Source organism: Paenibacillus sp. AGC31, assembly GCF_057334655.1.
In genome coordinates this window covers 15910-41181 of record NZ_JBHFJH010000002.1, presented here as the reverse complement: position 1 = coordinate 41181, position 25272 = coordinate 15910, and the positions used below count along the sequence as shown (strand labels likewise).

The 25272-nt window shown below is 39.7% G+C and carries 20 protein-coding genes; 1 reads left to right on the top strand and 19 read right to left on the bottom strand.

The genetic code is table 11. The features are described 5' to 3' along the window. Positions 1-42 precede the first annotated feature (42 nt). A complete protein-coding gene (gene argC / locus ACE04G_RS02555) occupies positions 43-1092 on the bottom strand; it encodes an N-acetyl-gamma-glutamyl-phosphate reductase (protein WP_449003778.1) in 1050 nt (349 codons plus the stop codon). A 329-nt stretch (positions 1093-1421) separates the two neighbouring features. Between argC and cls the strand changes: the two genes are divergently transcribed. Continuing rightward, complete coding sequence (cls, locus tag ACE04G_RS02550; RefSeq protein ID WP_221823996.1) at positions 1422-2870, top strand: cardiolipin synthase; 1449 nt, start codon at positions 1422-1424, stop codon at positions 2868-2870. Positions 2871-3150: 280 nt separating this feature from the next. On the opposite strand, the gene ACE04G_RS02545 is transcribed toward cls, so the two are convergent. The 18 genes from ACE04G_RS02545 to ACE04G_RS02460 all read right to left on the bottom strand — a co-directional run bounded on the left by ACE04G_RS02545 (position 3151) and on the right by ACE04G_RS02460 (position 25112). Then, positions 3151-4059 (bottom strand): YitT family protein, encoded by a 909-nt coding sequence (locus tag ACE04G_RS02545; RefSeq protein ID WP_169479738.1) that lies wholly within the window; start codon positions 4057-4059, stop codon positions 3151-3153. 132 nt (positions 4060-4191) lie between these two features. After that, positions 4192-5305 (bottom strand): peptide chain release factor 2 gene (gene prfB, locus ACE04G_RS02540; protein ID WP_101313559.1). Its coding sequence is split into 2 segments (ribosomal slippage): positions 4192-5232 and positions 5234-5305, totalling 1113 coding nucleotides; the frame shifts between segments, so codons are not numbered across the junction. A gap of 442 nt (positions 5306-5747) precedes the next feature. Continuing rightward, positions 5748-8252 (bottom strand): preprotein translocase subunit SecA, encoded by a 2505-nt coding sequence (secA, locus tag ACE04G_RS02535; protein ID WP_036667733.1) that lies wholly within the window; start codon positions 8250-8252, stop codon positions 5748-5750. Positions 8253-9040: 788 nt separating this feature from the next. Next, entirely contained in the window at positions 9041-9604 is a 564-nt protein-coding gene (gene hpf / locus ACE04G_RS02530; RefSeq protein ID WP_047840659.1) for a ribosome hibernation-promoting factor, HPF/YfiA family, read from the bottom strand. Positions 9605-10025: 421 nt separating this feature from the next. After that, complete coding sequence (locus ACE04G_RS02525) at positions 10026-10223, bottom strand: cold shock domain-containing protein (RefSeq protein ID WP_024631599.1); 198 nt, start codon at positions 10221-10223, stop codon at positions 10026-10028. A 291-nt stretch (positions 10224-10514) separates the two neighbouring features. Further along, a complete protein-coding gene (locus ACE04G_RS02520) occupies positions 10515-10874 on the bottom strand; it encodes a hypothetical protein (protein ID WP_221823992.1) in 360 nt (119 codons plus the stop codon). Then, positions 10867-11253 (bottom strand): flagellar export chaperone FliS, encoded by a 387-nt coding sequence (gene fliS / locus ACE04G_RS02515; RefSeq protein WP_221823990.1) that lies wholly within the window; start codon positions 11251-11253, stop codon positions 10867-10869. The genes ACE04G_RS02520 and fliS overlap by 8 nt, the downstream gene beginning before the upstream one ends. 23 nt (positions 11254-11276) lie before the next feature. Further along, on the bottom strand, positions 11277-12758 hold the full coding sequence (gene fliD / locus ACE04G_RS02510; RefSeq protein WP_243391393.1) for a flagellar filament capping protein FliD: 1482 nt from the start codon (positions 12756-12758) through the stop codon (positions 11277-11279). Between the two features lie 14 nt (positions 12759-12772). Beyond that, positions 12773-13162: a flagellar protein FlaG gene (locus ACE04G_RS02505; protein WP_221823988.1), complete on the bottom strand. Its 390-nt coding sequence runs from the start codon at positions 13160-13162 to the stop codon at positions 12773-12775. Positions 13163-13292: 130 nt separating this feature from the next. Further along, positions 13293-14486, bottom strand: coding sequence for a class I SAM-dependent methyltransferase (locus ACE04G_RS02500; RefSeq protein ID WP_221823986.1), 1194 nt, complete (start codon positions 14484-14486; stop codon positions 13293-13295). After that, positions 14486-15409, bottom strand: coding sequence for an NAD-dependent epimerase/dehydratase family protein (locus tag ACE04G_RS02495; RefSeq protein ID WP_221823984.1), 924 nt, complete (start codon positions 15407-15409; stop codon positions 14486-14488). The genes ACE04G_RS02500 and ACE04G_RS02495 overlap by 1 nt, the downstream gene beginning before the upstream one ends. After that, positions 15406-15939, bottom strand: a complete 534-nt coding sequence (gene rfbC / locus ACE04G_RS02490) for a dTDP-4-dehydrorhamnose 3,5-epimerase (RefSeq protein WP_339305870.1) — start codon at positions 15937-15939, stop codon at positions 15406-15408. The genes ACE04G_RS02495 and rfbC overlap by 4 nt, the downstream gene beginning before the upstream one ends. A 25-nt stretch (positions 15940-15964) precedes the next feature. Next, positions 15965-16708, bottom strand: coding sequence for a cephalosporin hydroxylase family protein (locus ACE04G_RS02485; protein WP_313771499.1), 744 nt, complete (start codon positions 16706-16708; stop codon positions 15965-15967). Positions 16709-16719: 11 nt separating this feature from the next. Beyond that, positions 16720-17949 (bottom strand): class I SAM-dependent methyltransferase, encoded by a 1230-nt coding sequence (locus ACE04G_RS02480; protein ID WP_221823977.1) that lies wholly within the window; start codon positions 17947-17949, stop codon positions 16720-16722. 19 nt (positions 17950-17968) lie between these two features. Beyond that, entirely contained in the window at positions 17969-19045 is a 1077-nt protein-coding gene (gene rfbG / locus ACE04G_RS02475) for a CDP-glucose 4,6-dehydratase (protein ID WP_449003776.1), read from the bottom strand. After that, the gene (gene rfbF / locus ACE04G_RS02470) at positions 19046-19819 is read right to left on the bottom strand and encodes a glucose-1-phosphate cytidylyltransferase (RefSeq protein ID WP_100528430.1); all 774 of its coding nucleotides are present in this window, start codon (positions 19817-19819) and stop codon (positions 19046-19048) included. It abuts the gene before it with no gap. A gap of 45 nt (positions 19820-19864) precedes the next feature. Then, positions 19865-23182 (bottom strand): glycosyltransferase, encoded by a 3318-nt coding sequence (locus ACE04G_RS02465; RefSeq protein WP_221823973.1) that lies wholly within the window; start codon positions 23180-23182, stop codon positions 19865-19867. A 55-nt stretch (positions 23183-23237) separates the two neighbouring features. After that, the gene (locus tag ACE04G_RS02460) at positions 23238-25112 is read right to left on the bottom strand and encodes a glycosyltransferase (RefSeq protein WP_221823971.1); all 1875 of its coding nucleotides are present in this window, start codon (positions 25110-25112) and stop codon (positions 23238-23240) included. Between the last annotated feature and the right edge of the window lie 160 nt (positions 25113-25272).

The window sequence follows — 25272 nt, the reverse complement described above, 5'->3', positions numbered from 1 at the left end:
TTTACACCGAGTGTTCCAGTGCTCCTCTTGAATTCCAATCCCTTATGGATATACCGGTGTCATGTTCAGCCCGAGGTTCTCCTCCCATCCCATCATCAGGTTCATATTTTGAATCGCTTGCCCGGAAGCACCCTTCACCAGGTTGTCGATGACCGAAATAATCGTTAAACGACCTGTGCGAGGATCCACCGCAAATCCGATATCACAATAGTTGGATCCGTACACTTCTTTGGTAGAAGGCCAGATGCCCGGTTCACGTACACGCACGAAAGGTCTGTTCTCATAATATTTGCGGTATAAATCTACGATCTCCCGATCACTGTGTTCCCCAACGAGTTTTGCATACATCGTACTCATGATTCCACGTGTCATTGGCACCAGATGTGTTGTGAAGGTAACCGTAACTGGCGTTCCCGTTATACTGCCAAGCACTTGTTCGATCTCGGGAATATGTTGATGTTTATTCAGTTTATAGGCTTTGAAATTCTCATTCATCTCTGCATAATGGTTTGTCAGACTTGTTCCACGTCCCGCTCCGGATACGCCTGATTTGGCATCAATAATAATAGTAGAAGGATCAATCCAGCCTGCCTCTACAGCAGGGATCAGTCCAAGAAGTGTAGCCGTTGGATAACAACCTGGGTTGGATATAAAATTCTGTCCCTTCACTTCTTCGCCATACACCTCAGCCATGCCGTATACCGCTTGTTCCAGCAAAGTAGCTGGAGGAGCCGGATGTTTGTACCACTCTTCGTACACCGTTCCATCCTTGAGTCTGAAATCGCCAGACAGGTCAATCACCTTAAGTCCTGCTGCCAGCAGGCTTGGTACGAGCTTAGCACTTACGCCGGACGGGGTCGCTGTGAATACCAGATCCGCACGACTCGCAATTTCAGCCGGATCCACACCGTCGAGTGGCCTGTGAATCACGTCCGTCAAATGCGGAAATCCATCTGCGATGGACTCACCACTGCTCGATGATGAGATCACCGATGTGATTTCAACCAACGGATGGTTCTGGAAAAAACGAATCAGCTCCACCCCGCCGTAGCCGGTGGAACCGACGATTGCTACTTTTAATTTGTTATTCACTCTCGCTCCCCCAATCTCGATGTATGCGCTACTTGTGCTATGTCCTTGCCTGAAGGATACTCGAACACAGCAATTCCGTCGCTTATATGCATATTTGTGTATTATTATACGACTCTGGTTATATAAATACAACACTCTATCATCAATTTCACATGGATTTCCATCCAATCCGAACATATCTTTTTTAACATCCGGGACGAATAGGTATACATCTGTTAAAATACGTATTAGTAGGAAACATTACAATCAGGGTCTCATTCATAACTAACCTGCTATCAAGGACATATGAATAGATTCATGATGGTCATTATGAGACGTGGGGGACTATAGTGCATATCGAATCCATTTTACTTATTGTACTCCTTGGCCTGAATATTATTTTTGCGGCAGCAGTCGTTTTCTTCGAACGGAAGGATGCTAGCGCTTCCTGGGCTTGGCTGCTCGTCTTGAACTTTATTCCGGTGTTTGGGTTTGTACTTTATCTTTTAACCGGTCAGAACCTGACCCGATACCGGCTTTTCCAGTGGAAAGAACGTAAGAAGCTCGGGCTAGAGGAACGTATTGAAGCCCAGCTCACGCAGTTGCACGATAACCGCACCCCTTTCCGCAACCAAGCAACCGAGACTAGCCAGGACATGATCTATATGAACCTGAAGCAGAACGGTGCTCTGTTAACGGAGGATAATGCGGTTGAGATCATTACGGACGGAACAGACAAGTTCCAGCGGCTCTTGGATGACATCGAAGCGGCTCAGGATCACGTGCACGTACAATACTACATTTATAGAGGCGACCGTCTGGGCAAAAGAATTCGAGATGCACTCATCCGCAAAGCGCGGGAAGGCATCAAAGTTCGTTTGCTGTATGACGCGCTCGGATCACGGCGGGTATCCAAACGCTTTTTCAAAGAATTGCGCGAAGCAGGCGGTTTGGTTGAAGTCTTTTTCCCCTCCAAATTCAGTCTGATCAACTTGCGTATGAACTACCGGAACCACCGGAAGATTGTCATCATTGATGGTAACCTTGGATACACGGGCGGGTTTAATGTCGGAGATGAGTATCTGGGCTTGAACTCGAAATTCGGTTACTGGCGTGACACACATCTGCGTATTCAAGGGAACGCCGTTCATGCGCTGCAGACTCGTTTTCTCCTGGATTGGAATGAAGCGTCCAAACAACACGATACACCTTACGTTCCGGCGCATTTCCCTCATATCGAGGGCACAGGAAAGATTGCCATGCAGATTGTCTCCAGTGGACCGGATGCAGAGACTGAACATATCAAGAACAGTTATCTCAAGATGATTAACGGGGCCAAACAATCCATTCTGATTCAAACGCCTTATTTTATCCCGGATGCCAGTGTATTCGAAGCTATTCGTCTCGCGTGTCTGTCCGGCATAGATGTTCGCATTATGATTCCAAATAAGCCCGACCATGCCTTTGTATATTGGGCTACGTTATCTTATATTGGTGAGTTGCTGAAGGTTGGCGCCAAAGTATTTATATACGACAATGGTTTCATTCATGCCAAAACACTTATCATTGACAGTTTAGTTGCATCCGTGGGAACCGCCAATATTGACTACCGCAGTTTCCGGTTAAACTTTGAGGTTAATGCCTTTATGTATGATGAAGCGATTGCGACAGCACTTGTACAAACCTTTGAACACGACCTGCATGTATCGCGGGAAATGACACTCGATGAATACCAAAAACGTAGTCTGATTATCCGCTTCAAAGAAGCGATTTCCCGTCTGCTGTCTCCGATTCTGTAGTGGTGGCACTCCGATGACAGCACATCCTTCCGATCGCTGTTATCCCCAGATTTTTTTGATTCCCTATTCTAAAGGGGAAAATCCGGGGATAAAGGCGAACGTTCCACTTCTTCAGGATATTTCTGTCCTCTCCGTTATGTGAAATGTTAAGTTGAACTTTTAATAATAGAAAAGCAGGTACTCCCTCTCCGTTATCTCAGAGGAGGGCGTACCTGCTTTTTTTCTTAAATTTTCAAACTTATGAGCCTATATTGGCTCACTCATTATATTTTCAACCAGTTCACACATGCTCTCCCCGCTTAAAACCTTCACCAAGCACTTCATGCGCGTTACTGATAATGACAAAAGCTCCAGGGTCCACAGACCGGATTAATGCTTTGAGTCTTGGTACCTCATTTTGTCCAACCACGACCATTAGTACTGTTCGTTGATCATCGGTGTAACCACCTTTGGCTTCCAGCTTTGTTAATCCGCGATCCAGATCATCCAGAATCACTTTGCTAATCGCTTCGGTCTGGTTGGAGATAATATAAGCCACCTTGGAAAAGCCTAGGCCCATCTCAACGGCATCGATCACTTTACCGGTAACATACAACCCAATTAGCGCATAGAGAGACTGTTCCAATGACAAAACAAATGCAGCCATAATAATAACGGTAGCATCCATAATTACGACACAAAGAGAATAACTCAGTCCGCTGTATTTCTGTACGATTCTGGCAAGAATGCTCATGCCACCTGTTGATCCTCTACCTCGGTATACAATTCCAATCCCTAAACCAACACCAATCCCACCATACAGTGAACCAAGTAGCGGATTCGTTGTTGGAATGGCCCAATCCTTCGTGAGATAAACTAACAGTGGCAGGACAATACTGCCCAGTACTGAACGAATCCCATACTGCTTACCAATAAGCAGGAAACCAGCGATCAGGAGTGGGATGTTAATCGCCCACTGGGTATATGCCGGCTCCCAATTAAGCCACTCCTTGCCCAGAATTGATAACCCGGACACCCCACCCGAAGCGATCTGATTTGGTAATAAAAATAAATTAAAGGCCACTGCAATTAAAAACGAACCTACAATGATAGATACCGTATCCACGACGTTTCTCCATGGACCATTGAGTGGAATGAGGCTAGTTATCCTCTTTTTGCGATTATTGTGAAGTTGTGATCGTTGTTGCATGTTCTCGTGCTCTCCTTTTATGTGACTGATCAGTTGTTCGCTCATTTTTTCTATCCTATAAAATTATTCAAAAAAAAGCTCCCGTATACACCAGCATACGCCTACACGTATGGGTCCATACAGGAACTTATATTAATCGGTTTCTACTTTAATCTGGCTACGCAAATAACCATCGATGAATGCATCGAGGTCGCCGTCCATTACTGCTCCTGTATTTCCTGTCTCTACGCTTGTACGGTGATCCTTTACCATACTATAGGGATGGAACACATAGGAGCGAATCTGGCTACCCCATGAAATATCCGACTGATCTCCTCGGATTTCATCCAGCTGTTGTTTTTGCTCTTCAATTTTACGCTCATACAATTTCGAACGAAGCATCTTCATCGCCCGCTCACGGTTCTTGATCTGTGAACGTTCATTCTGACACGTTACAACTACACCTGTCGGAAGATGGGTAATCCGCACGGCTGAGTCGGTGGTATTGATATGCTGTCCACCCGCGCCACTCGCACGGTAGGTGTCAATCTTGAGATCCTCTGTTCGAATGTCCAATTCAATCGTATCATCAATCTCAGGAACCACATCACATGATACGAAGGAAGTATGCCTACGGCCCGATGAGTCAAAAGGAGAGATCCGCACCAGTCGGTGTACACCCTTCTCGGCTTTCAGATAACCATAAGCATTGTGCCCCTTGATCGATAGCGTGACGCTCTTGATCCCCGCCTCATCTCCTGGAAGATAATCCAGAACCTCAACCTTGAAGCCACGCTTCTCGGACCAACGTGTGTACATCCGGAGTAACATCTGTCCCCAGTCCTGTGACTCGGTACCACCTGCCCCTGGATGAAGCTCTAGAATGGCATCCATCTTATCATACGGCTGGTTCAGGAGCAGCTGAAGTTCGAACTCTGCCACCTTGCTCACGATCGCCGTGACGCTTCTACCGATCTCTGCAGCGAGGTCTTCGTCGCCTTCCTCGTCAGCCAGTTCTACCATCATCACCGCATCATCATAATCCTGTTGGAGTTTGGTGTATTGATCCACAGATCCCTTCACCGCATTTAGCTCAGCGATTACGGATTGCGCCTTGTCACTATCGTCCCAGAAATCGGGGGCAGACATCTTCACTTCGAAGTTGCCGATCATCTCTTGTTTCAGATCTAAGTCAAAGAGACCCCCTAAGGTTGGTTAGTTTCTTGCCTATTTCACGCAGGTCATGCTTCACGTTTGGATCGATCATGTGCAATTCCTCTTTTCATTAAGATAAGCTCCCCGCATCCAGGGCATTCCTCCAGATCAAGTTTCCGATGCGTCACCCTGGTGTTGAGACTACTGTTGTATCAGTATACCTCTTCCCCGTGATCATGGTCTTATTATTATAACTATGCACCATTAATCGGTTTTGCATCCTTCACTTCATCCTATGGAATACCCGGCTGCAAGGAGCCATTCATGTCATGCTATCTAAGTTGACCTCATTCATGTTACACCTGTTACTCCGATTGCAGTAGCATCTTCCGATCGCCTTTATCCCCAGATTTTCTTAATCCCCTTACAAAAGGGTAAAATCCGGGGATAAAGGCGAACGCTCCGCTTCTTCAGATTGCTTCTGCACTCTCCGTTATGGTGTAAAATCAAGGTTCAACTTATTACACTATAGAGTGTATATAAAAACCATTGTACTACTCTTGACCATGACAGTGTTTGAACTTCTTGCCACTACCGCATGGGCATGGATCGTTACGTCCGATTTGGTCAGAAACCTTCACAGGACGTTTCTCAGCAGGTTCACCGCTTGTCGAGATCTGACTTTCCTCAACAACCGCTTGACGCTCCTGATTGCTCTCGATCTGTGCTCTCATCACATAAGTCGCTACTTCTTCTTGAATCGAAGCGATCATTTGATGGAACATCTCGAAGCCTTCGAACTGGTATTCACGCAGTGGATCTGTACCACCGTAGGCACGAAGGTGGATACCTTGACGCAATTGATCCATTGCATCGATATGATCCATCCACTTGCTGTCTACTGCACGGAGCACAACCACTTTCTCGAACTCACGAACCATCTCTTCGCCAATTCGCTCTTCACGTGCATTGTACTTGTTCTGAACTTTCGTGAACAGGAACTCGATGATCTCTTCTGCTTCCTTACCCCACAGATCATCTTTTGTTATGGAACCATCGTCCAGCAATTTGCTGTTCATGTAATCAGCAACTTCCTGAAGCTCCCAGTTTTCCGGGATATCGTCACTACAATGTGCTTCAACGATACGTTCAATGGAAGGTTTGATCATATCCATAACGATTTGTTTGATATTTTCGGACTCCAGTACCTCGCGGCGCTGTTTATATATAATTTCACGTTGTTGGTTCATGACATCATCATATTGGAGAACGACTTTACGCACGTCAAAGTTGTTACCTTCAACACGCTTCTGCGCTGATTCTACTGCTCGGGTAATCATCCGGCTCTCGATCGGTTGGTCTTCTTCAAAACCAAGGCGCTCCATCATGTTCAATACATTATCTGCACCGAAACGTCTCATCAATTCATCACCCAGTGACAGGTAGAATTGTGTTGAACCCGGGTCACCTTGACGTCCCGCACGACCACGCAGCTGATTATCAATCCGGCGTGATTCGTGACGCTCTGTACCGATGATATGAAGGCCGCCTACTTCAGCTACACCATCACCCAAGATAATATCTGTACCCCGTCCTGCCATGTTGGTTGCAATCGTTACTGCACCCGCTTGACCAGCTCCTGAGATGATCTCTGCTTCTTCCGCGTGGTACTTGGCGTTCAGTACCTGGTGTTTGACACCACGGCGCTTAAGCATGTCAGACAGGCGTTCAGAGTTCTCAATGGACACTGTACCTACCAGAATCGGTTGATTCTTACTGTGGCGTGCCACGATCTCTTCTACGACGGCATTGAACTTGCCATCGATGCTCTTATACACGACATCTGCCATGTCATCCCGCTTGTTTGGGCGGTTGGTTGGAATTTGCAATACTTCGAGACCGTAGATTTTTTTAAACTCTTCTTCCTCGGTTTTCGCTGTACCCGTCATACCCGCAAGTTTACGGTACATCCGGAAATAGTTCTGGAAGGTAATCGTAGCAAGCGTCATGCTCTCGTTTTGTACTTCAATGCCTTCTTTGGCTTCAATCGCCTGGTGCAATCCATCACTGTAACGACGTCCGGACATCAGACGACCTGTGAATTCATCAACGATCATAACTTCCTCATCACTGACCACATAATCCACGTCACGACGCATGATTGCATTAGCTTTCAAGCCCTGTACAATGTGATGGTTGAGAGTTACATTGGCATGATCATACAAGTTCTCGATACCAAATGCTTTCTCTGCTTTTGCCACGCCCGCCTCAGTCAACGCTACGGATTTCACCTTAATGTCTACCGTAAAGTCTTCTTCCGGCACCAAACGTTTCACAAAACGATCTGCTGCATAGTACATATCCGTCGACTTCTGAGCTTGTCCAGAGATAATGAGTGGCGTACGCGCCTCATCGACCAGGATGGAGTCTACTTCATCAATGATACAGAAGAACAATGGACGTTGTACCATTTGCTCTTTGTACAGCACCATGTTGTCACGCAGATAGTCAAAACCAAACTCGTTGTTCGTTCCGTACGTAATATCACATGCATATGCATGTTGTTTCAAGGCATGATCCATCCCGCTCAGGTTAACCCCTACCGTCATGCCCATGAACTCATAGATTTGTCCCATTTCCTGGCTATCCCGCTGTGCCAAATAGTCATTGACCGTAACCACGTGTACACCTTTGGACATCAATGCGTTCAGATATACCGGAAGTGTTCCTACCAGCGTTTTACCTTCACCCGTTTTCATCTCGGAAATACGGCCTTCATGCAGAGCGATACCGCCCAGCATCTGTACATCGTAGTGACGTTTGCCCAGTACACGGCGTGATGCCTCACGTACGGTTGCAAATGCCTCTGGAAGAAGCTCATCTGTTGTTTCTCCCTTTTCAATACGAGCACGGTATTCGTCCGTTTTACCTTTCAGTTGTTCATCAGACAACGCCTGAAATTGTGGTTCCAGTTTATTGATCACATCGACCGTCTTCATCAGACGTTTAACATCACGTTCATTCATGTCGCCGAAGATCTTTTTGACAAGTCCTAGCATGGTATACCCCTTTCGTGCAAAACAGAATAGACCCCCTGTTGCCGCCACGCGACACCATCGGATGGATGTTGCATCCACTTGCCCGGGGGTGACAAACAATATAAAAAGTAATATGGATGAATCAACTCCAGGCTTGCCAAGGGTTTCTCATGAAGCTGATTCGGTATTCAAACGGATTCGGTTATTAAAGACTAGCCGAAGCCCGAGCCTTGCGAATCATGTTCATGGTGCTGTGCCTGTCATTGATTATGATTAGCGATCATTCGTTGACAATTCCTCATCAGGACAATGATTCTCTTTGCATAAATTGTAACAGTTTGTAAGGGCCGCCGCAACACGCCACGGCACACTTCTTTGAACTTCTGAGCCATATCAAATGGAGTTTAAGTGCAAAAAATCATAGTCGTTAGCGGAAGCGTTCGATTGTCATGTTTCGTTTTGCAGGATAGACAGCCCTGTCAACGAATTTTGATGGTAAATTTGGATGGAAATCTCAATATCCAGTTCTCGAATGTAGGCGTACGAATATTTCCGTAAGCATCGGAATCTGGTGGTAAAGTTGTACCGATTGTGATTCTTCATACTATCTATTAGACGCAGCAGCATAGGGAATAGTTTCACCATTTTATTTCCAAAGGTCATTTCCCAGCTCCTCTACGCACAAAAGAGCCCCATCCCCTAAGGGATGGAAGCTCTTGATAAATCTAATCCAGGAAACAATAGTCCCTGTCTTCATTATTATTAGATATTCATACGCATGTTTGTTCCGGTGATCCTGTACGTTAAGATTAACCTTGTTCGATCAATCCGTACTTACCATCGTTCCGTTTGTAAACAACGCTAACTTCTTCACTGTCAATGTTGGAGAATACGAAGAAATTGTGACCAACCATGTTCATTTGGAGGATGGCCTCTTCCACGTCCATTGGTTTCAACATAAAGCGTTTCGTCCGTACAACTTCCAGATCATCGTCATCCGTGTCCGCATCCAGTTCAGCTGTAGCTACAGTACCTGTTGGATCTTCAACGAAGAGTGTTTTCAGGCTGCCTTCCTGGCGGAACTTACGGTTAATTTTTGTTTTGTGTTTGCGGATCTGACGTTCCAGCTTGTCCACCACGGAGTCAATGGATGCGTACATATCGTCGCTCTCATCCTCAGCGCGGAGCACAATGCCTTTCAAAGGGATCGTCACCTCTACCGTATGCAAACCTCTCGTCGTGCTCAATGTAACAGCACCGTCAGAGTTAAGGGGTGCATCGAAATACTTCTCGAGTCTACTCAACTTTTTGTCGACATAATCCTTCAAAGCATCAGTAACCTCGATTTGTTGACCTCGAATACTTAAATTCATAGGGCACTCCTCCTTTTTCCTTTGCCACTTCATTATAACACGAATGTAAGCGCCATGTAAAAACTCCCGGTGACCGAATAATGACATCTGTTCAAGCCACATCTGCCAACGTAGGCATAACGCCATATTTCGCGATATTTCATCATATTCAGCCATAATCGAATATTTACTTGGTATGAATTATTAGGCGCTTGATGATGTAATTAACCCATTTTGAGCCTGCTCAATCTAATATGTAAAATGAACTTCAATCTATCTCTTTAATCTAACAGATTCATAGGAATAATGTACCTCGGATGCTCCTCAAATCTCGAATCTATTGAAACAAAAAAAGACCCCGGAAAGTACCGGAGTCTGATGCTAGCGATAATTCAATTTGGTAACCATCTAACCATATATGTAGGTCGGATTGTCCGGATGATTATAATTTGATTACGTTAGCTGCTTGCGGTCCACGCGCGCCTTCGACGATGTCGAATTCTACGGATTGACCTTCTTCCAAAGTTTTGAATCCTTCGGATTGAATTGCGGAGAAATGTACGAATACGTCGCCGCCATCTTCAGTCTCAATGAAACCGTAACCTTTTTCTGCGTTGAACCATTTTACTTTACCTTGCATGCACTAACATTCCCTTCGTCATCAAATGAAGTGAAGCTTTCGGCCTTAACCTCTGCCCACAATTCAGATAATACCATCCAAAGTTATCCATTGTCAATTGGAAAAGTAAATGTTTTCTTGGAATTTTTTGTAGATTAATTGGGGATTGTGTTGAAAGGTGGGATAACTTGAATATATCAGGTAATTGGAGGGTTGGTGAGTCTATTTTTGATGTGTTAAAGAATAGATACGTTAGGAGGTTTTATGAACGAAAAGACCCGTACTGAGTACAGGTCTTCAACTTTATTTCATCTACTTCCGTTTATCCATAAGATAACTTTCAGATACATACTTGGTTTCATATAAACTACGTTGTGTTTTTGCTAAATTTCGCTGTAGTAACCATTCTTGTGCTTCATTTTTGATCAATAATATACGTTCCTGTATCATGAGGTCATACGACAAAATACGCTTCAGTTCTTCTTTTTGCAAACTATTCATTTTTTGAACATCCATAATCCCCTGTAATTGTTGCACTAAATCCTGTCGTTCACTAACGAAATTTTCAATATCTTCAGAATCCTTAGTTTCCAATTCATCTGTAAAATTCAGCGTTATATTTAATAGTTGGTGGAGAAGCATATCCAACTCTGACTGAATTTCACTAATCATTTGGTATAGTTCCCGCCACTTGTTTACTAGCAGCTGCCCATGTTTCCCGCAGTTCCTGCAAGTACCCCAATACTTCTTCTCCATATTTGGAATCTTTTTTTATATTAGCTTGAATTAGTAAATAGTTCATGTATTCATAGAGCGAGAACAAAGTTTTAGCCACAGGATAGGATTGGTTTAAGGTAGACATCAACTCACTGATAATAGTTTGAGCTTTGCCAAGGTTTACATTCGCTTTGGAGTAGTCCCTTGCTTCAATACCTTCCAGACCCGTTTTCGTAAATCGAATCGCCCCATCATACAACATGATCACTAATTGACCAGGAGTAGAGGTTTGTACCGAGGACTGCTTATATTTCTCGTAAGGAGATGATATCATATTAATTTATTCCTCCTCATTAATTATTGAAAATAACTTGCCATACTAGAAGACTGCGATTGAAGTTGACTCATTGCTTTCTCCATAGCAGCAAACTGCTTATAATAGCGTGTTTCCCAAGTAGAAACTTTTCGTTCCATCTCGGATGCTCTCTTATTGTACTGCTTTAATTGCTCACCCATAATACTTTCTGTTTTCAGTGTCATACTAGCATTAGAATCCAATTTCGATGTACCCACTTTTTTTACGAGCATGTCTAACGTAGAATTAAGTTCACCACGCATCTCACTAAACAGAGGTTTACTGTTTACGTCTGAAACTGAACCACGAAATATATTGAGAACTTTGTCAGGGTTAGTCGTAAGAACATCCTTAAGTTTACTCTCATCAATCTGCAGCTTACCTTTTTCATAATACTGTCCAGTTGTAATTCCTACTTCACTTAACATTTTCAAGTTCCCTGTAACAACCGTCCTCATTGAGTTAACAGCCGCACTAAGAATAGAATCATTTTTTAAGAGCCCACTTTTGGCTTTTTCATCCCAATTTTTAATGTCATCTTCTTTCATATCTTTCTTTTGATCAGCTGTTAAAGGTTGAAAATCACGAAACTTTTGCTCTGAGATTTTTCCATTTAACAATCCAAGTAATTCATTGTATGTGTCCACGAAAGATTTTATAGTTTCTACAGCCTTGGTCGGGTCAGACTGCGTTGTAATTTTGGTAGGATTAGTTGCAGTCGTTTCTTCTAAAAACGTCAAGTTAATACCGTTTATTTTCAACTTATTATCAGTTAGGGTGTATTTTACAGAATCTGTACCGTTTGATATTGACACTTCACCAGCTTGAGGAGGCGCATACGTTAATCCTAGAGCAGTATTCAGTGAGCTAGATTGCTGAGCACCACCTGTCCCCGTATCTGTGATAGCTTTCCCATGTTCTTTTGAAGTTATTGAAAACTTCCCGCTAATTTCATCAAAACTTGCCGTTACCGTTGGTATACTTGAATTAATGCGTGCAATAACAACAGATAAAGAATCTGTACTAAGAAAAGTTATAGACTTATCATTAATATTCAAATCGTATGAGGGAGCGCCTGTCCCTGTCAAATCTGCTAAAGTTGTATCAAGCGTAACCTTCGCGGTGGGCTGATTAGCGATTTCCAGTTTAGAGTTATTTTGCATCTGAGCTTGCTTGGCCAGCTTAATCTCAGTAATTGAAAAAGGAATCGAGCTCGCCTCAGCTGTTGCTTCCGCTCTTACTGCTGTTGTATTACCACTTACTGTTGATTTTTGAGTATTTGTAGCATCAGAAAAACTCATTTTCTGCAGCTTATCACTTAACTGAACAATTTTGCTATTTATCTCTCGATAGCTATCACGTGTCCATTCAAGAATTTGTTTTTGTTGATTCAACTTATCCAGTGGAACTCTCTTCACTGTCATCATTGATTTAACCATACTGTCGATATCCATTCCTGAAAAACCATTAATACGCATGCTCATCTAATCCAACCTCCTTATACTTTTTCATCGACTATAATCCCCGCTATTTCCATCATCTTGGCTACCAAGTCAAGTGTTTTCTCTGGAGGAATTTCACGAATCAGTTCACCTGTCTCCTTATTGAGCACTTTGACTAAAATCTGGCGGCTCTTCTCATGGACGCTCATTTCCAGAGTTGTCGTAGGGCCTGCCAGAGCTTTAACTGCTCTGTCTATTGCTTTAATAAGTTGCTCGTCTCCAAATGGAATGTTAACACCTTGCCGTTCAAGCTTGGATAACTCTGTCCCGCTTCTAACAGCTTGTAACAGAGCGCTGTCATGTTTGCCACGGGATTCACCTTGAGAGCCATTTGTAACCGATGTGCTATTGGCAGTATTGGTAGAAAGTGAAAACTGTATATTCATCGTTCATCCCCCGATGGAATTATTTATTATATTTATCGGTTAGTGAGGATTCAAATTGAATACAGCAATCATTCTTTTTGACACTTTCTTATAGACAAATCATTTCTTATTGATACTGCATAAAAGCTATTTATTCTTGCTGAGTACACCACATTTCAAGATCAACAAGATTAATATCAAGTTTTTTAAATTCAACTATTGCTTTGATTTCATTCAGATAATTTGAATTCGTTATAATAATCGTTGCTAAATCTTTCCTCTTTAAACTTTCAATTCCAACTATTTCATGACCAGTTCCAGGTAAATACTTACCTACCTTGTTAGGGTTCACATCTATTACACAATCAATATACTTCATCTCTGGATCGATTAAATTCAAGAATGTTACTCCCTTAGCCCCTGCCCCCCAAATAGCAGTTCTCCCATATTCTGAGTACATAGAAATCTGTTCCATTGTTCTACGTTTCCACTCAAATTCATTTTCGGAAAACCCAATACTACTTGAATCAGCATAATGTACATATGACTTGTCTTTCGATTCTCCATCTAATTCTGTTGATTTTGCTTCTAACCACATATACTGACCATTAAATATACGATCTACACTTATAACCTCAAACCCCGCGAGCTCAAATGCTTTAGAAATAGATTTTTCATTAAAATATGAACAATGCTCATAGAAAAAATCAAACATAACTTTATTTTCAAAAATCCAATCAACACAAGGCGTTTCGAAAAACACTCTCGCTTGGGGAGAATGTACTAATGCTTTTTTGATCGATTTAAGTAACATAACAGGGTCAGGAATATGTTCAATAACATGTCGGCAAAGAACTACATCCGCTTTAATATCAACACTATCTTCATTGTAGAGCTTCTTTTCAAATCTCAATCTCCCACCGTAATCTACTTCTGGTCCAATATAACTTGGGTCAAACCCAAATCCGTAATTATTTCCAGCCTCAACTACTTTTCTTAAGAATCCGCCTTTTCCACACCCAACTTCTACTACATTGAGATTACTGACACCTTTTTGGTTCACAAGAGTATCTACCAAATCATCTAAATAACTATTAAAGTATGTCGAATAGGACTGTGTATTTTCGTAATCGCTACTATAAACAACTTTATTAGTATCAAAAACGCTATTATAAACAAAACCACATTCCATGCACTCCAAAATCTCCAAATCCCCCCTCGGAATTTGTCTTGCAGCCTCAAAACTATTAATTAGGATATTTTGGTACACTGGAATATTACTACGTTTTAGTATGTCACTTATATTAGATGACTGACATATCGGACAATGATTTTTTTTCAACATTACTTGCCTCCAAACAGACTAGATTTCCACCACTGAACAGTTTCAAATAACCCATCTTCCATCTTCGTGGAGGGAGTCCAATCAGTATTTTCTTTCAGCTTAGTTATATCGGCCAGAACAACCTTAGGTTCTTCAAGTGAGGTTGGAATTACCCCTAACCGAATTAATTCTCTATGTTGAAGGATATCAGCAATTTTATATATAATTTCAGATAAGCTTATCGGCTTGCCAGAACCAATATTAACGGGTCCATTACTTTCACTGCTTAGCAATTCCACTAACGCCCGGGCTGCATCTTTAACGTACAAATAATCGCGGATCTGTTGTCCATGGGAACATTTTGCTTCCTTTCCCTTCAGCAAAGATAAAATCACCGACGGAACCAACCGTAATTGATGTTCACGTGGACCATATAGATAGAAAATTCGTGCCCATGTACTCGAAATCTCATAGTGCTGTGAATATGTCATTAGCATATGGTGTAGTGAGTTTTTACTTGACCCATAGATTGTATTGTAGTTCAAGAGAGTCTCAGATTCCTTGCATAATCCTTGACTTAAATCATACTCTGCGCAAGAGCCAACTCCCACAATCCTTTTACCTCCAGCTACACGAAAACGGTCAAATAGAGAAAGACTTGCACTTACCCATTTGAAATTTGATGAGGAGTTCCAATAATGATTTGGTGTGGTGTCCCATGCCAAATGCAGAAGATGAGTGGGTGAACTTATGCGAGTGAATATTTCTTCGATTTGATTATCATCAAGTAAATTAGCTTTCAACCATGTAATATTACTAGTATTTACCTTGTCTTCAACTTTTGATGATATAGCATATATTTCACAATCTGTAATCGATAATTCATCCACTACATGTCTCCCGATAAATCCATTTGCTCCAGTCACAATTACTTTTTTCTTCATGAATAATACCTATCATAATTCTGGTCTTTTTCTGACATAATTCTCTTGTCTTCTTCAGGCCATTCTATATTAAAAGCAGGATCGTCCCACCTGATTCCACAAGCATAATCCGCTTTATAAAACTGGGTCATCTGATAAAAAACTTCCGTATGATCAGACAATGTTTGAAAACCATGTGCGAAGCCTTTAGGAATGTAGAGCATCTTATAATTTTCATCCGACAATTCAAAAGAAAGTGACTCTTTGTACGTTGGAGAATCTGGTCTCAGATCCACGATTACATCATGAATAGCTCCCTTCGTACAGCGAACTATTTTGACTTCTTCGAAGGGCGAAACCTGATAATGTAACCCTCGGAGAGTTCCCCTTTTCTCGTTATATGAGATATTGCACTGAACAAATGAACTCTCAAGTCCATGTAACTTAAACTCATCTTGACACCAAGCCCTAGCAAAATGTCCCCTCACATCTGTCAGTAGCTCTATTTCTATAAGATAAGCCCCTGGTAACATCGTCTCAATAAACCTCATCAAATAACCCTCCTTTGGATGCACACTAGTCAGCTATACATTTCAGATACCCCTCAGGAGCAACAGTTATTAAAAGTTTATCTTCTAGATCTTTATCGTTTATGAAGCGATTGTTCTCCCGTAAAAATTGCCTTACAGCACTTTTCGGGCTGTTTCCCGCTTTCCACGGGCGGTCTTTGAAAAAATGATCCGGCATATCTTCAACAATCGTATCCAACACTACTAGATAGCTTCCGTTGGAAACTAATGGAGAAAACATCTCTAGTTCTTTTAGCACATGGTCGTGAGTATGGTTAGAATCTAGTATGACCATTACAGATTTACGTTCTGAAATAATATCTTTTACTTGATCTATAACCTTATCACTAGTAGAATCACCTTCAATTAAATGGACACAATCCGAAAATGGATGTTTCTCTATAGCTTCTTTGTTATGAGATCTAATATCAATATCTATACCTATGACTATTCCGCCTTTGCCAATCAATCTTTGCATTGACGAATGGAAAATAATAGATCCCCCACGTGCAATACCTGTTTCAATTATTACATCTGGTTTTACTTTCCAAATTATTTCTTGCAGGGCTATAACATCTTGTGGAAATTGAATAATAGGTAATCCCATCCATGTGAAGTTGTAGGTATAGTTATGCGCTGTCTGCTGGAGAATAAAATCATGTGCAGTCCCCCTCAAACTTCTATCCGCAGCTTGCCGTTTAATATTCTCTTTTTTCTCAATTTCAAACTTTTCTCTCTCCAAATCCCACACGACCCTTCAATTTATTCAACAACGTGTATATTCGGTACAGGTACAATCCATTTCCCGCCCCATTCGCGAATAAATGAGGTTTGTTCCATAATTTCTTCCTTTAAATTCCAGGGTAAAATTAACACAAAATCTGGTTGAGTTAATTTTAGTTTGTCTGGTGAGAATACTGGGATTCGTGATCCAGGCAGAAAGGTACCTTGTTTATACTGACTTCGATCCACAGTGAAATCAATAATATCGCAATCAATACCACAGTAGTTGAGTAAAGTATTGCCTTTAGCTGGGGCACCGTAACCCGCTACAACTTTCCCTTGTTCTTTCAATTCGATAAGAAACTTTGTGATTTCACGTTTTAACTGGACGATTTTTGTTTGAAACCCTTTGTACATCTCAATATTTGTTATCCCAAGTTTAACTTCTTTAGCAAGCAGTTCGTGAATTGAGGGTTTAATAACGAAGTCTGGGTTATCTGAATGAGTTGCGTAGATACGAATAGATCCACCATGAGTACTCAATTGGTCAACATCATACACAGTTAAGTGATGGGCTTTAAAAAGTCGAATAACTGTAGTAAGTGAAAAATATGAATAATGTTCATGATATATCGTATCAAATTGATTATGCTTTATAAGTTGAAGTAGATGAGGAAATTCCATCGTAATGGTTCCTTGAGGTTTTAACATGATTTTCATCCCTGCAACAAAATCATTTAAATCAGGGACATGGGCAAGTACATTGTTACCCAGCAGTAAGTCCGCCATCTTTCCTTCTTGTTTTAATTCTGTTGCTAGAGCAGTTCCAAAAAAATTCACTGACGTCTCTATACCTTTTTTAACAGCGACTTTTGCTACGTTTTCTGCAGGTTCTATGCCTAGTACAGAAACCCCTTTTTCTTTGAAATATTGAAGTAAGTAACCATCATTGCTTGCAATTTCAACAACTTGTGTATCGATAGCAAATTTGAATCTATCCATAATCATTTCCACATAATTATGGCAATGAGTTAGCCAACTATCTGAAAAACTGCTGAAATAGGCATAGTCACTGAATATATGTTCTGGCGACTCAAATTCCTGAACTTGAACCAAAAAGCAACTCTCGCACACATAAGTACGTAAAGGATACATATGTTCCATTTCATTCCTTGACTTCACGTAAGAGTTAGCAAGGGGAGACACTCCCAAATCCAGAAAAACACTATTTAAATTTTTTCCACAGCAACGGCATACTTCATTTGACATTAAATTAATTCTCCTTAGACTAAGAAAATTGTACAGCTTTTAATTTTTCGAAATTCTTAATTTGCTGTAGTGATATATCAGCGATACTATTGTTCATAGACTCCAAATACCAGCCCATAGTCCATTCTATTGTCTGATGTATAGTTAATTGTGGTTTCCAATTTAGCAGTGTTTTGGCCTTATTAATATCAAGCACTAATCGTGAAGCTTCATGTACATGCGCCTCGGACTCAGAACTCCACCAGTTCAACTTATTTCCTAAGTGATGATTACATTCTTTAATTAACTGCTCCACTGACCATATTGATGAATCCTCAGGACCAAAATTCCATGCACCTATGAATTTTCCGCCTGATTCCCACATATTCTTAGTCAAAAGTAAATATCCGTTCAAACAATCCAGCACGTGTTGCCAAGGTCGAATCGCATGAGGATACCTAATTTTTAATTGCTGTTTATTAATCACTGAGCGGATGATGTCCGGAATGATACGATCATCTGCCCAGTCACCGCCACCAATAACATTCCCTGCTCGTACAGAAGAAAGTAACTTTCCACTATGGGAATAAAATGATTTCTCGTACGCGGAAGTAACTATTTCTGAACACGCCTTACTAGCACTGTAGGGATCATGGCCTCCCAAAGAGTTAGTTTCTTTGAATCCTTGGGCTGATTCCCCATTATTTTCATAACATTTATCTGTTGTTACATTGATGACAACTCGAACTGAGTCAACATGTCTTGCAGCCTCCAATAGAAATACGGTCCCCATAACATTCGTAGAAAATGTTCCTATTGGATCAGCATATGACTCACGCACCAAAGATTGGGCTGCGAGATGAAATATGATATCTGGCTGAATTCTCTTAATAACCTTCTCTAGTTTACTAGAATCCAAGATATCGCCACATATAGATTCCATGTTTTTTGACACCTGGGCGGTTTCATATAAATTAGGGTCGCTGACTGGAGACGAGCTACTGTAACCATACACGTCAGCCCCTAGATGCTGTAACCATAGTGATAACCAACTTCCTTTAAACCCAGTATGTCCTGTTATCAATACTTTTTTTGTTTTCCAAAAATCATATTCCATTTATCCCCACACCTTCCACGGTGCTTTTTTCGAGTTCCATAGTTCTTCCAATTTCACTTTATCTCTAAGTGTATCCATAGGTTGCCAAAAACCGTCATGTTTGAATGCGGACAACTGATTATTTCTTGCTAATTTCTCAAGAGGTACATGCTCCCACACTGTGGCATCATCTTCAATGAGATCAAAGACCTCAGGTTCTAGAACAAAATAACCCCCGTTCACCCAATTACCATCTCCATGAGGTTTTTCTTCAAAGCTTATTATTCTGTTATCTTTAACAATGTCCACCGCACCAAAACGCCCCGGTGGCTGGACAGCAGTTAACGTAGCTTTACCTCCACTGGATTGGTGAAAATTAATTATGTCAGTAATATTCACATTACTGACACCATCCCCGTAAGTAAAACAAAATGTTTCATCACCAACATACTTTTGTACTTTTTTCAAGCGTCCCCCTGTCATTGTTTCTAGTCCAGTGTCTACAAGTGTTACCCTCCATGGTTCGCTTGTATTATGATGAATTTCCGTATGGTTATCCCGCATGTTAAAAGTGATATCTGACATGTGCAAATAGTAGTTGGCAAAATACTCCTTAATTAAATACCCTTTATAGCCTAAGCATATAATAAAATCATTAATTCCATAATGCGAATAGCTTTTCATAATATGCCATAAAATTGGCATTCCACCAATTTCAATCATTGGCTTAGGTTTCAAGTGAGTTTCTTCACTAATTCGCGTACCGTAACCTCCCGCCAGAATGACAGCTTTCATCAATCTCACTTCCCATACTAATTATTTTCCAGAACTTCACTAAATCTACCAACCAGTAATACGGCTAAACATTATTGCTGCACCATAAACGTTAGTAATATTAAAGTCACTCAAATCAAGTATAAGATCGCCATTTGGGCTGAACCCTTTTTGATAAACTCTAGCTGACCTTTTAGCAACTTGTTCATAATAGTCATAATTTTCAATATAGTTTTCTGTGAACCACTGTTGGAGATGAGTATCATCAACTAAACTGTCATAAATTTTCTGCAAATAAATTGGAAGATTGGAACCAGAAGCTTTCAGTTCTTCAGCACATTGTTCCAACATCTTCTTTCTATTTAAATCATACTTTAGATTCTTTTCTCCAAATGAATTACGAGCTGTTAAACATGCCTCTGCAACAGCTACGGCAACACTAGGTACATCAGGGATTATACTATATCGATCTACTCCATTATTATTAAGAGTTAAAAAGTCCTGATGTATTTTTTTAGATTCATTATCGAGATTTGGTTTTACAAAAGATATCCCTGTACTTTTCCCTGAAGATCCTCCGATTGTAATGGGGGCATCTATATGAGTATATTCTTCCTGAATGGATGCCAGTGCAAATCCAGAGTAAACATCGGGTATTAGTCCATTGAAAACTTGACCAGTTAACTCTTTCAATTCCAATACTATATCTCTGTGTACAACCGCATTGCAGTATAGCATTGGCATAGCGTTGTAGGGTAATTGATAATCCCCAATATATTTAACAACTTCACTATATTTGATCGTACTTAAATTCACCCTCCCCGACGGTATGTTAGGAATATGAATTAAGTTTTCCTGCCCTTCCAACTTAACGTCAGGCCAGCAATAAAACACAGAATTCCAATGCAAAATATTAACATTTGTTGAGAATATTATATCATCCAGTGTCTTTAGGGCATGTTTTAGCATACCATCATCAGAACCAAGAACTAGAATGTATTCTCCTTCTGCATTACTAATCGCAAAGTTAAAACTGTCTGTCATTTTTAATTCACTTACTGTTTTATAATATCTAATTTTAGAACTGTCCAACTCTTCTACTAGCAATTTTGTCAAATTATCACTACTGTTATCCCCAACAATAATCTCATAATTATGGAAATCCTGATCTAAACAAGTCATTAATGTATGTTTTAATACATTGGGGCTGTTTCTTGTTGGTATAACTATACTAAATCTCGGACGTTCCTTTTCAGTCGAGAATTTAAATTGTTTTATATATTTAGAGATGAGCATTTTTTCCTTCTCTTTAAATCTTCTGCTTTCTAAAATCCCTCCCCTACTTATAAGTATTTCACTCATATTTTTATTATAAATTGGACTCTCATATAAGAAATCACCCAGAATTTTATTGTACTCAATATTGGATTGATCATTCATGCCAATGTCATAATAGTAATTAGCCAGATTATATAAATATCCATTGTCGGTTACAGAATAAGAATTTAATATATTTCTAATTTCAAAATAATCACCAATAATGTGCAATAAACGAATCTTCAAATAATTCACTTTGTTACTCTCTGACAAATATAGAAGCTCGGCTCTATCTATTTCCCTTACATTGGTATCATCTACAATATTCTTTACACATTCTGCGATGTGACCGTTTAAGATTGAAGAATTGATATAATTCATTAATATAAATGGGATCTTTAAGTTTTTATAAGATTCATTAGCCCATTTATAATATTGTTTAACATCAGCTTTAGCAAATGTAAGAGATAATAAAGATTCGAGTAGTGGATTATGTGTTTCATTAATGTTCTCCAGCCATCTTTCTCGTAGATCTCCCAACACTAATTCTTCAGAATATTGTTGCGTTTCCCCATTCAAAATTTTAAGTAATTGTTCGCACCTTACAGTCCATGTATTTAATGAAACAAATTCATTCCGTAACTTCCAATCAACTTCTAGATTCAGTGATTTATTTAAAATTTGATTAAATGAATCAAAATCTTGACTTATTTTGATAGAATTCAGTTCAAGTATTAATTCAGGTATATTAGTTGCCACCACGGGTAAACCATTCATTACATATTCGTACAATTTTATTGGATTACAGTTTATGCTTAGTTCAGTATCATCTTTATAAGGTATAATTCCAACATTCATGTGTTGCAAATATGAGCTCAATTCAACATGTTTTTTTTCCCCGAGAATATACAAATTGTCTTCAGCATTGGTCAACATACCTTCTAACGTATTACCTATAACGACAAATGATTTATCTTTATTGCTTCTCACAAGTTTGTAAAATAGTTCCTCATCGAATCGTTCATTTACTGCGCCAATATAACAAATCCGGGGTTCGGGAATGCTAAGTAATTCAGTAGGCATGCTTGCTTCATCCATAAAATCTTCTATGTTAACTGCGTTTCTCATTAAATAGACATTCTCATTATTAATTTTTTTTGTTAAGTATAGAGCTGAACTAGTACAAGTTACAACTTCTGCCCTTCTCAACATCAACTTTTCATTTCCTTGTTCTTTTTTGCTAGTTTGATATGACGGTTCCAGATCAATCTGATCACCTTCGCAATCATAAACTACTTTGAAATTCCCACTCAATCTATCAATAATATTTATCTGAGATGGCAAGTAACAGATAATTATAACCTCTTCTTCTGACTTATCTATTATATTCTGAATAATTTCGTAATAGTTATCAAAGATTGAATTATCTATTTTATTTACAGAAATAGGGGAAATAATGTTCACTAAGTCTATATTTCTAATATTGTTGTTACTATAATCCATCAAATTAGCAATAGAAACATCTCTAATGGAAGGAGTAGCTTTAGCAACTGGTTGGATATATTCGACTGAATAGCCTAATCTAGATAATCCTTTTGATATATGATGAGACCTCTGTAGCACTTCTCCCCAGAAACATGAAGATAGCACTATGAATTTTCTGAACACACTTTTATTCAACAAATGATTATTTTGTATTTTAGCGCCTAATTCCTCTTTGCGGTGTGCATCTGTCGTTTTATGATAAGCGAGATAATTAAAATTAGAAGCCTTGGTGTTCTCTCCCTGAATTTCATATACGTATGCTAAATTAACAAAAGCATCACTATGATGTGAGCTCAAGTTGATAGCTTCCCAGAGCAGTTTTTCTGCGTCTTCTAGATTATTTTCTATAATAGATACAATAGCTTTCATATTCAAAATATCTATATCGTTTCCCTGTAGTTTTTTTTGGAATTCATTAATTAAAATTTTACTATTATCAATGTCACCCTGATTAATGAGGCTTTCAATCTGTCTCTTAATATAGTTTTTTTCTTGTTCGTATTGTTCATTGTTATAATTCATCTTCAATCACGCCCCTTGTATAGCCATTGGTTAAAATACGCGCTCCAGTTAAAACTTATTTTAACCAATGGCACAAATCAAATTTCTCTCGTATAACTTTGGATATACTTATTTTCTCAAATTGATTATTAGACTTTTCATACAAGTCATAAATCCGTTCATAAGAACTATACTCTCCACTTATTGTAAGTAACTTATTATAGAATAACTGTGCATCTTGTATATAATTAGTTTTCAGACAAATATCACCAAGTAACTTTATGATATTTACATTTCTTGGATATTGCTGAAACAACTTCAGTAATAAGTCAATAGAAATTTCACCAAAACCATAATCCGCCAGATGCTCACAAACTTTAATTTTAATTTCAACGCGACCATGCCATATATAATCAAGTATAGTTTCCATTACTTCGAACTCTTGTAAACGAATTAATTGAACTAACATTGTCTCTAAAATGCTTTCCAAATGAATTGTTAAACTCAACTTGTCGAGCGATTCATTCCGTACAACAATTGCTAGAATTTTCTTTTCTTTTTCACTTAGGTTAAGTAGTGGCACCGCCTTCTTGTATAACATCTCATCTTTGAGAAGAATCGCTAACAGCAATATATCTACTCCATTTTGCTCTTCATGATCAGGTAGACTTAACCATTTCTCTCGAGCCTGGCTATAATCCTTGGCGTATTGTTTTGCAACAGCCATAACATGCTCCTGAACCGTTATCTCATACAAGTCCAAATATTTCTGTAAGAGTGGATTTCTCAGCTGATAAAGCGCCTCTAGTATTTTCTCTAGCATTCTACTGTTGGTTATTGAAAATAAATGGTTAGCGTTTGTAAACGTCTCTTCCAGTGAAAGACCTGCTTTTTCTACAATTTCAAAATACTTACCTATCACGGGTAAAAAATCTTCTTTAATCTTAATTGCTTCTGTAATATGCTCATACGCTTTGTTATATTCATTTCGTGTTGTTTGCCACTCTGCAATCCTTAAATGTGCGATGTACGTACCATTACCTTCAGTGAATGAAATACCTTGATCACCAATCTCCAAACATCTATTCATACACGCCATTGCATCTTTATAATAACCAATTTCCATATAGAACAGCGCTTGCAGATGAGACAAATCAACTTCGAGCGGATATATATCTACAGCTTGTTCCAGAACCGCAAGTGCCTCTTCATATCTTTTCAGTTCACCAAGACTTCTGCATAAAGATGCAATCAACTCTGGAGCAATTGTAAGGTTTTTACATAATGGATATGCCTTTTGTAAATATTGAATAGCTTTCTCATGTTCACTCAGCCACATATAGGTTCTACCCATATTAAAAAGATTATATACAGATGGATTCTCCTTCACTTCCACTACCATAAGCGCCAAATTCCTTAAAGCCTTACCTCTGCTTTCCATAATCTCGTCAGTGTAGCCGGTATGCATAATCGTCAAATTGGAATAACCTGCTGTTAACTGATCTTCCTTTTCCCTTGTATTCAAATGTTCATGGAGCCTATTCTGATAACACAATCCTATTCTATTCCTGAAGATGCGGATAGCTAGGTGAGTCATCCCACGATCACCTGACATGAAATTAAAAATTTTCGTAAAATAGTAGTCTGCATTTGATTGTAACTCCTCAGCCAAATTCGTCGCCTGTTCCAAATATTCATCTGCGTCCAGCACAAGAATGTAATCTGTATTCGCATGACGTATGGACTCATTACGAGCCGCTGAGAAATCATTGGTCCACTCTATTTGAACAATATCTTTTGTGAACTCTTTAGCAATTGCGAGTGTATTATCAGTAGAACCTGTATCAACAATGACAATCTGATCAACTTTATCTTTTACGCTGTCCAAACATCTTCTAAGAAATTGCTCTTCATTTTTAACAATCATGCATAACGCAATAGTTTTCGACATGTATTCCCTCTCATTTCGCATTTACGAATCAAATCTATACCTATGTATATCGGTAAAAGTATCAACAATATTTAGAATTCTCGAAGTATTGGAATAAGTAAATAATCCCTATTTAAATACGTGCACAAAAAAACCATCGAGAAGTAATACTCGATGGCTC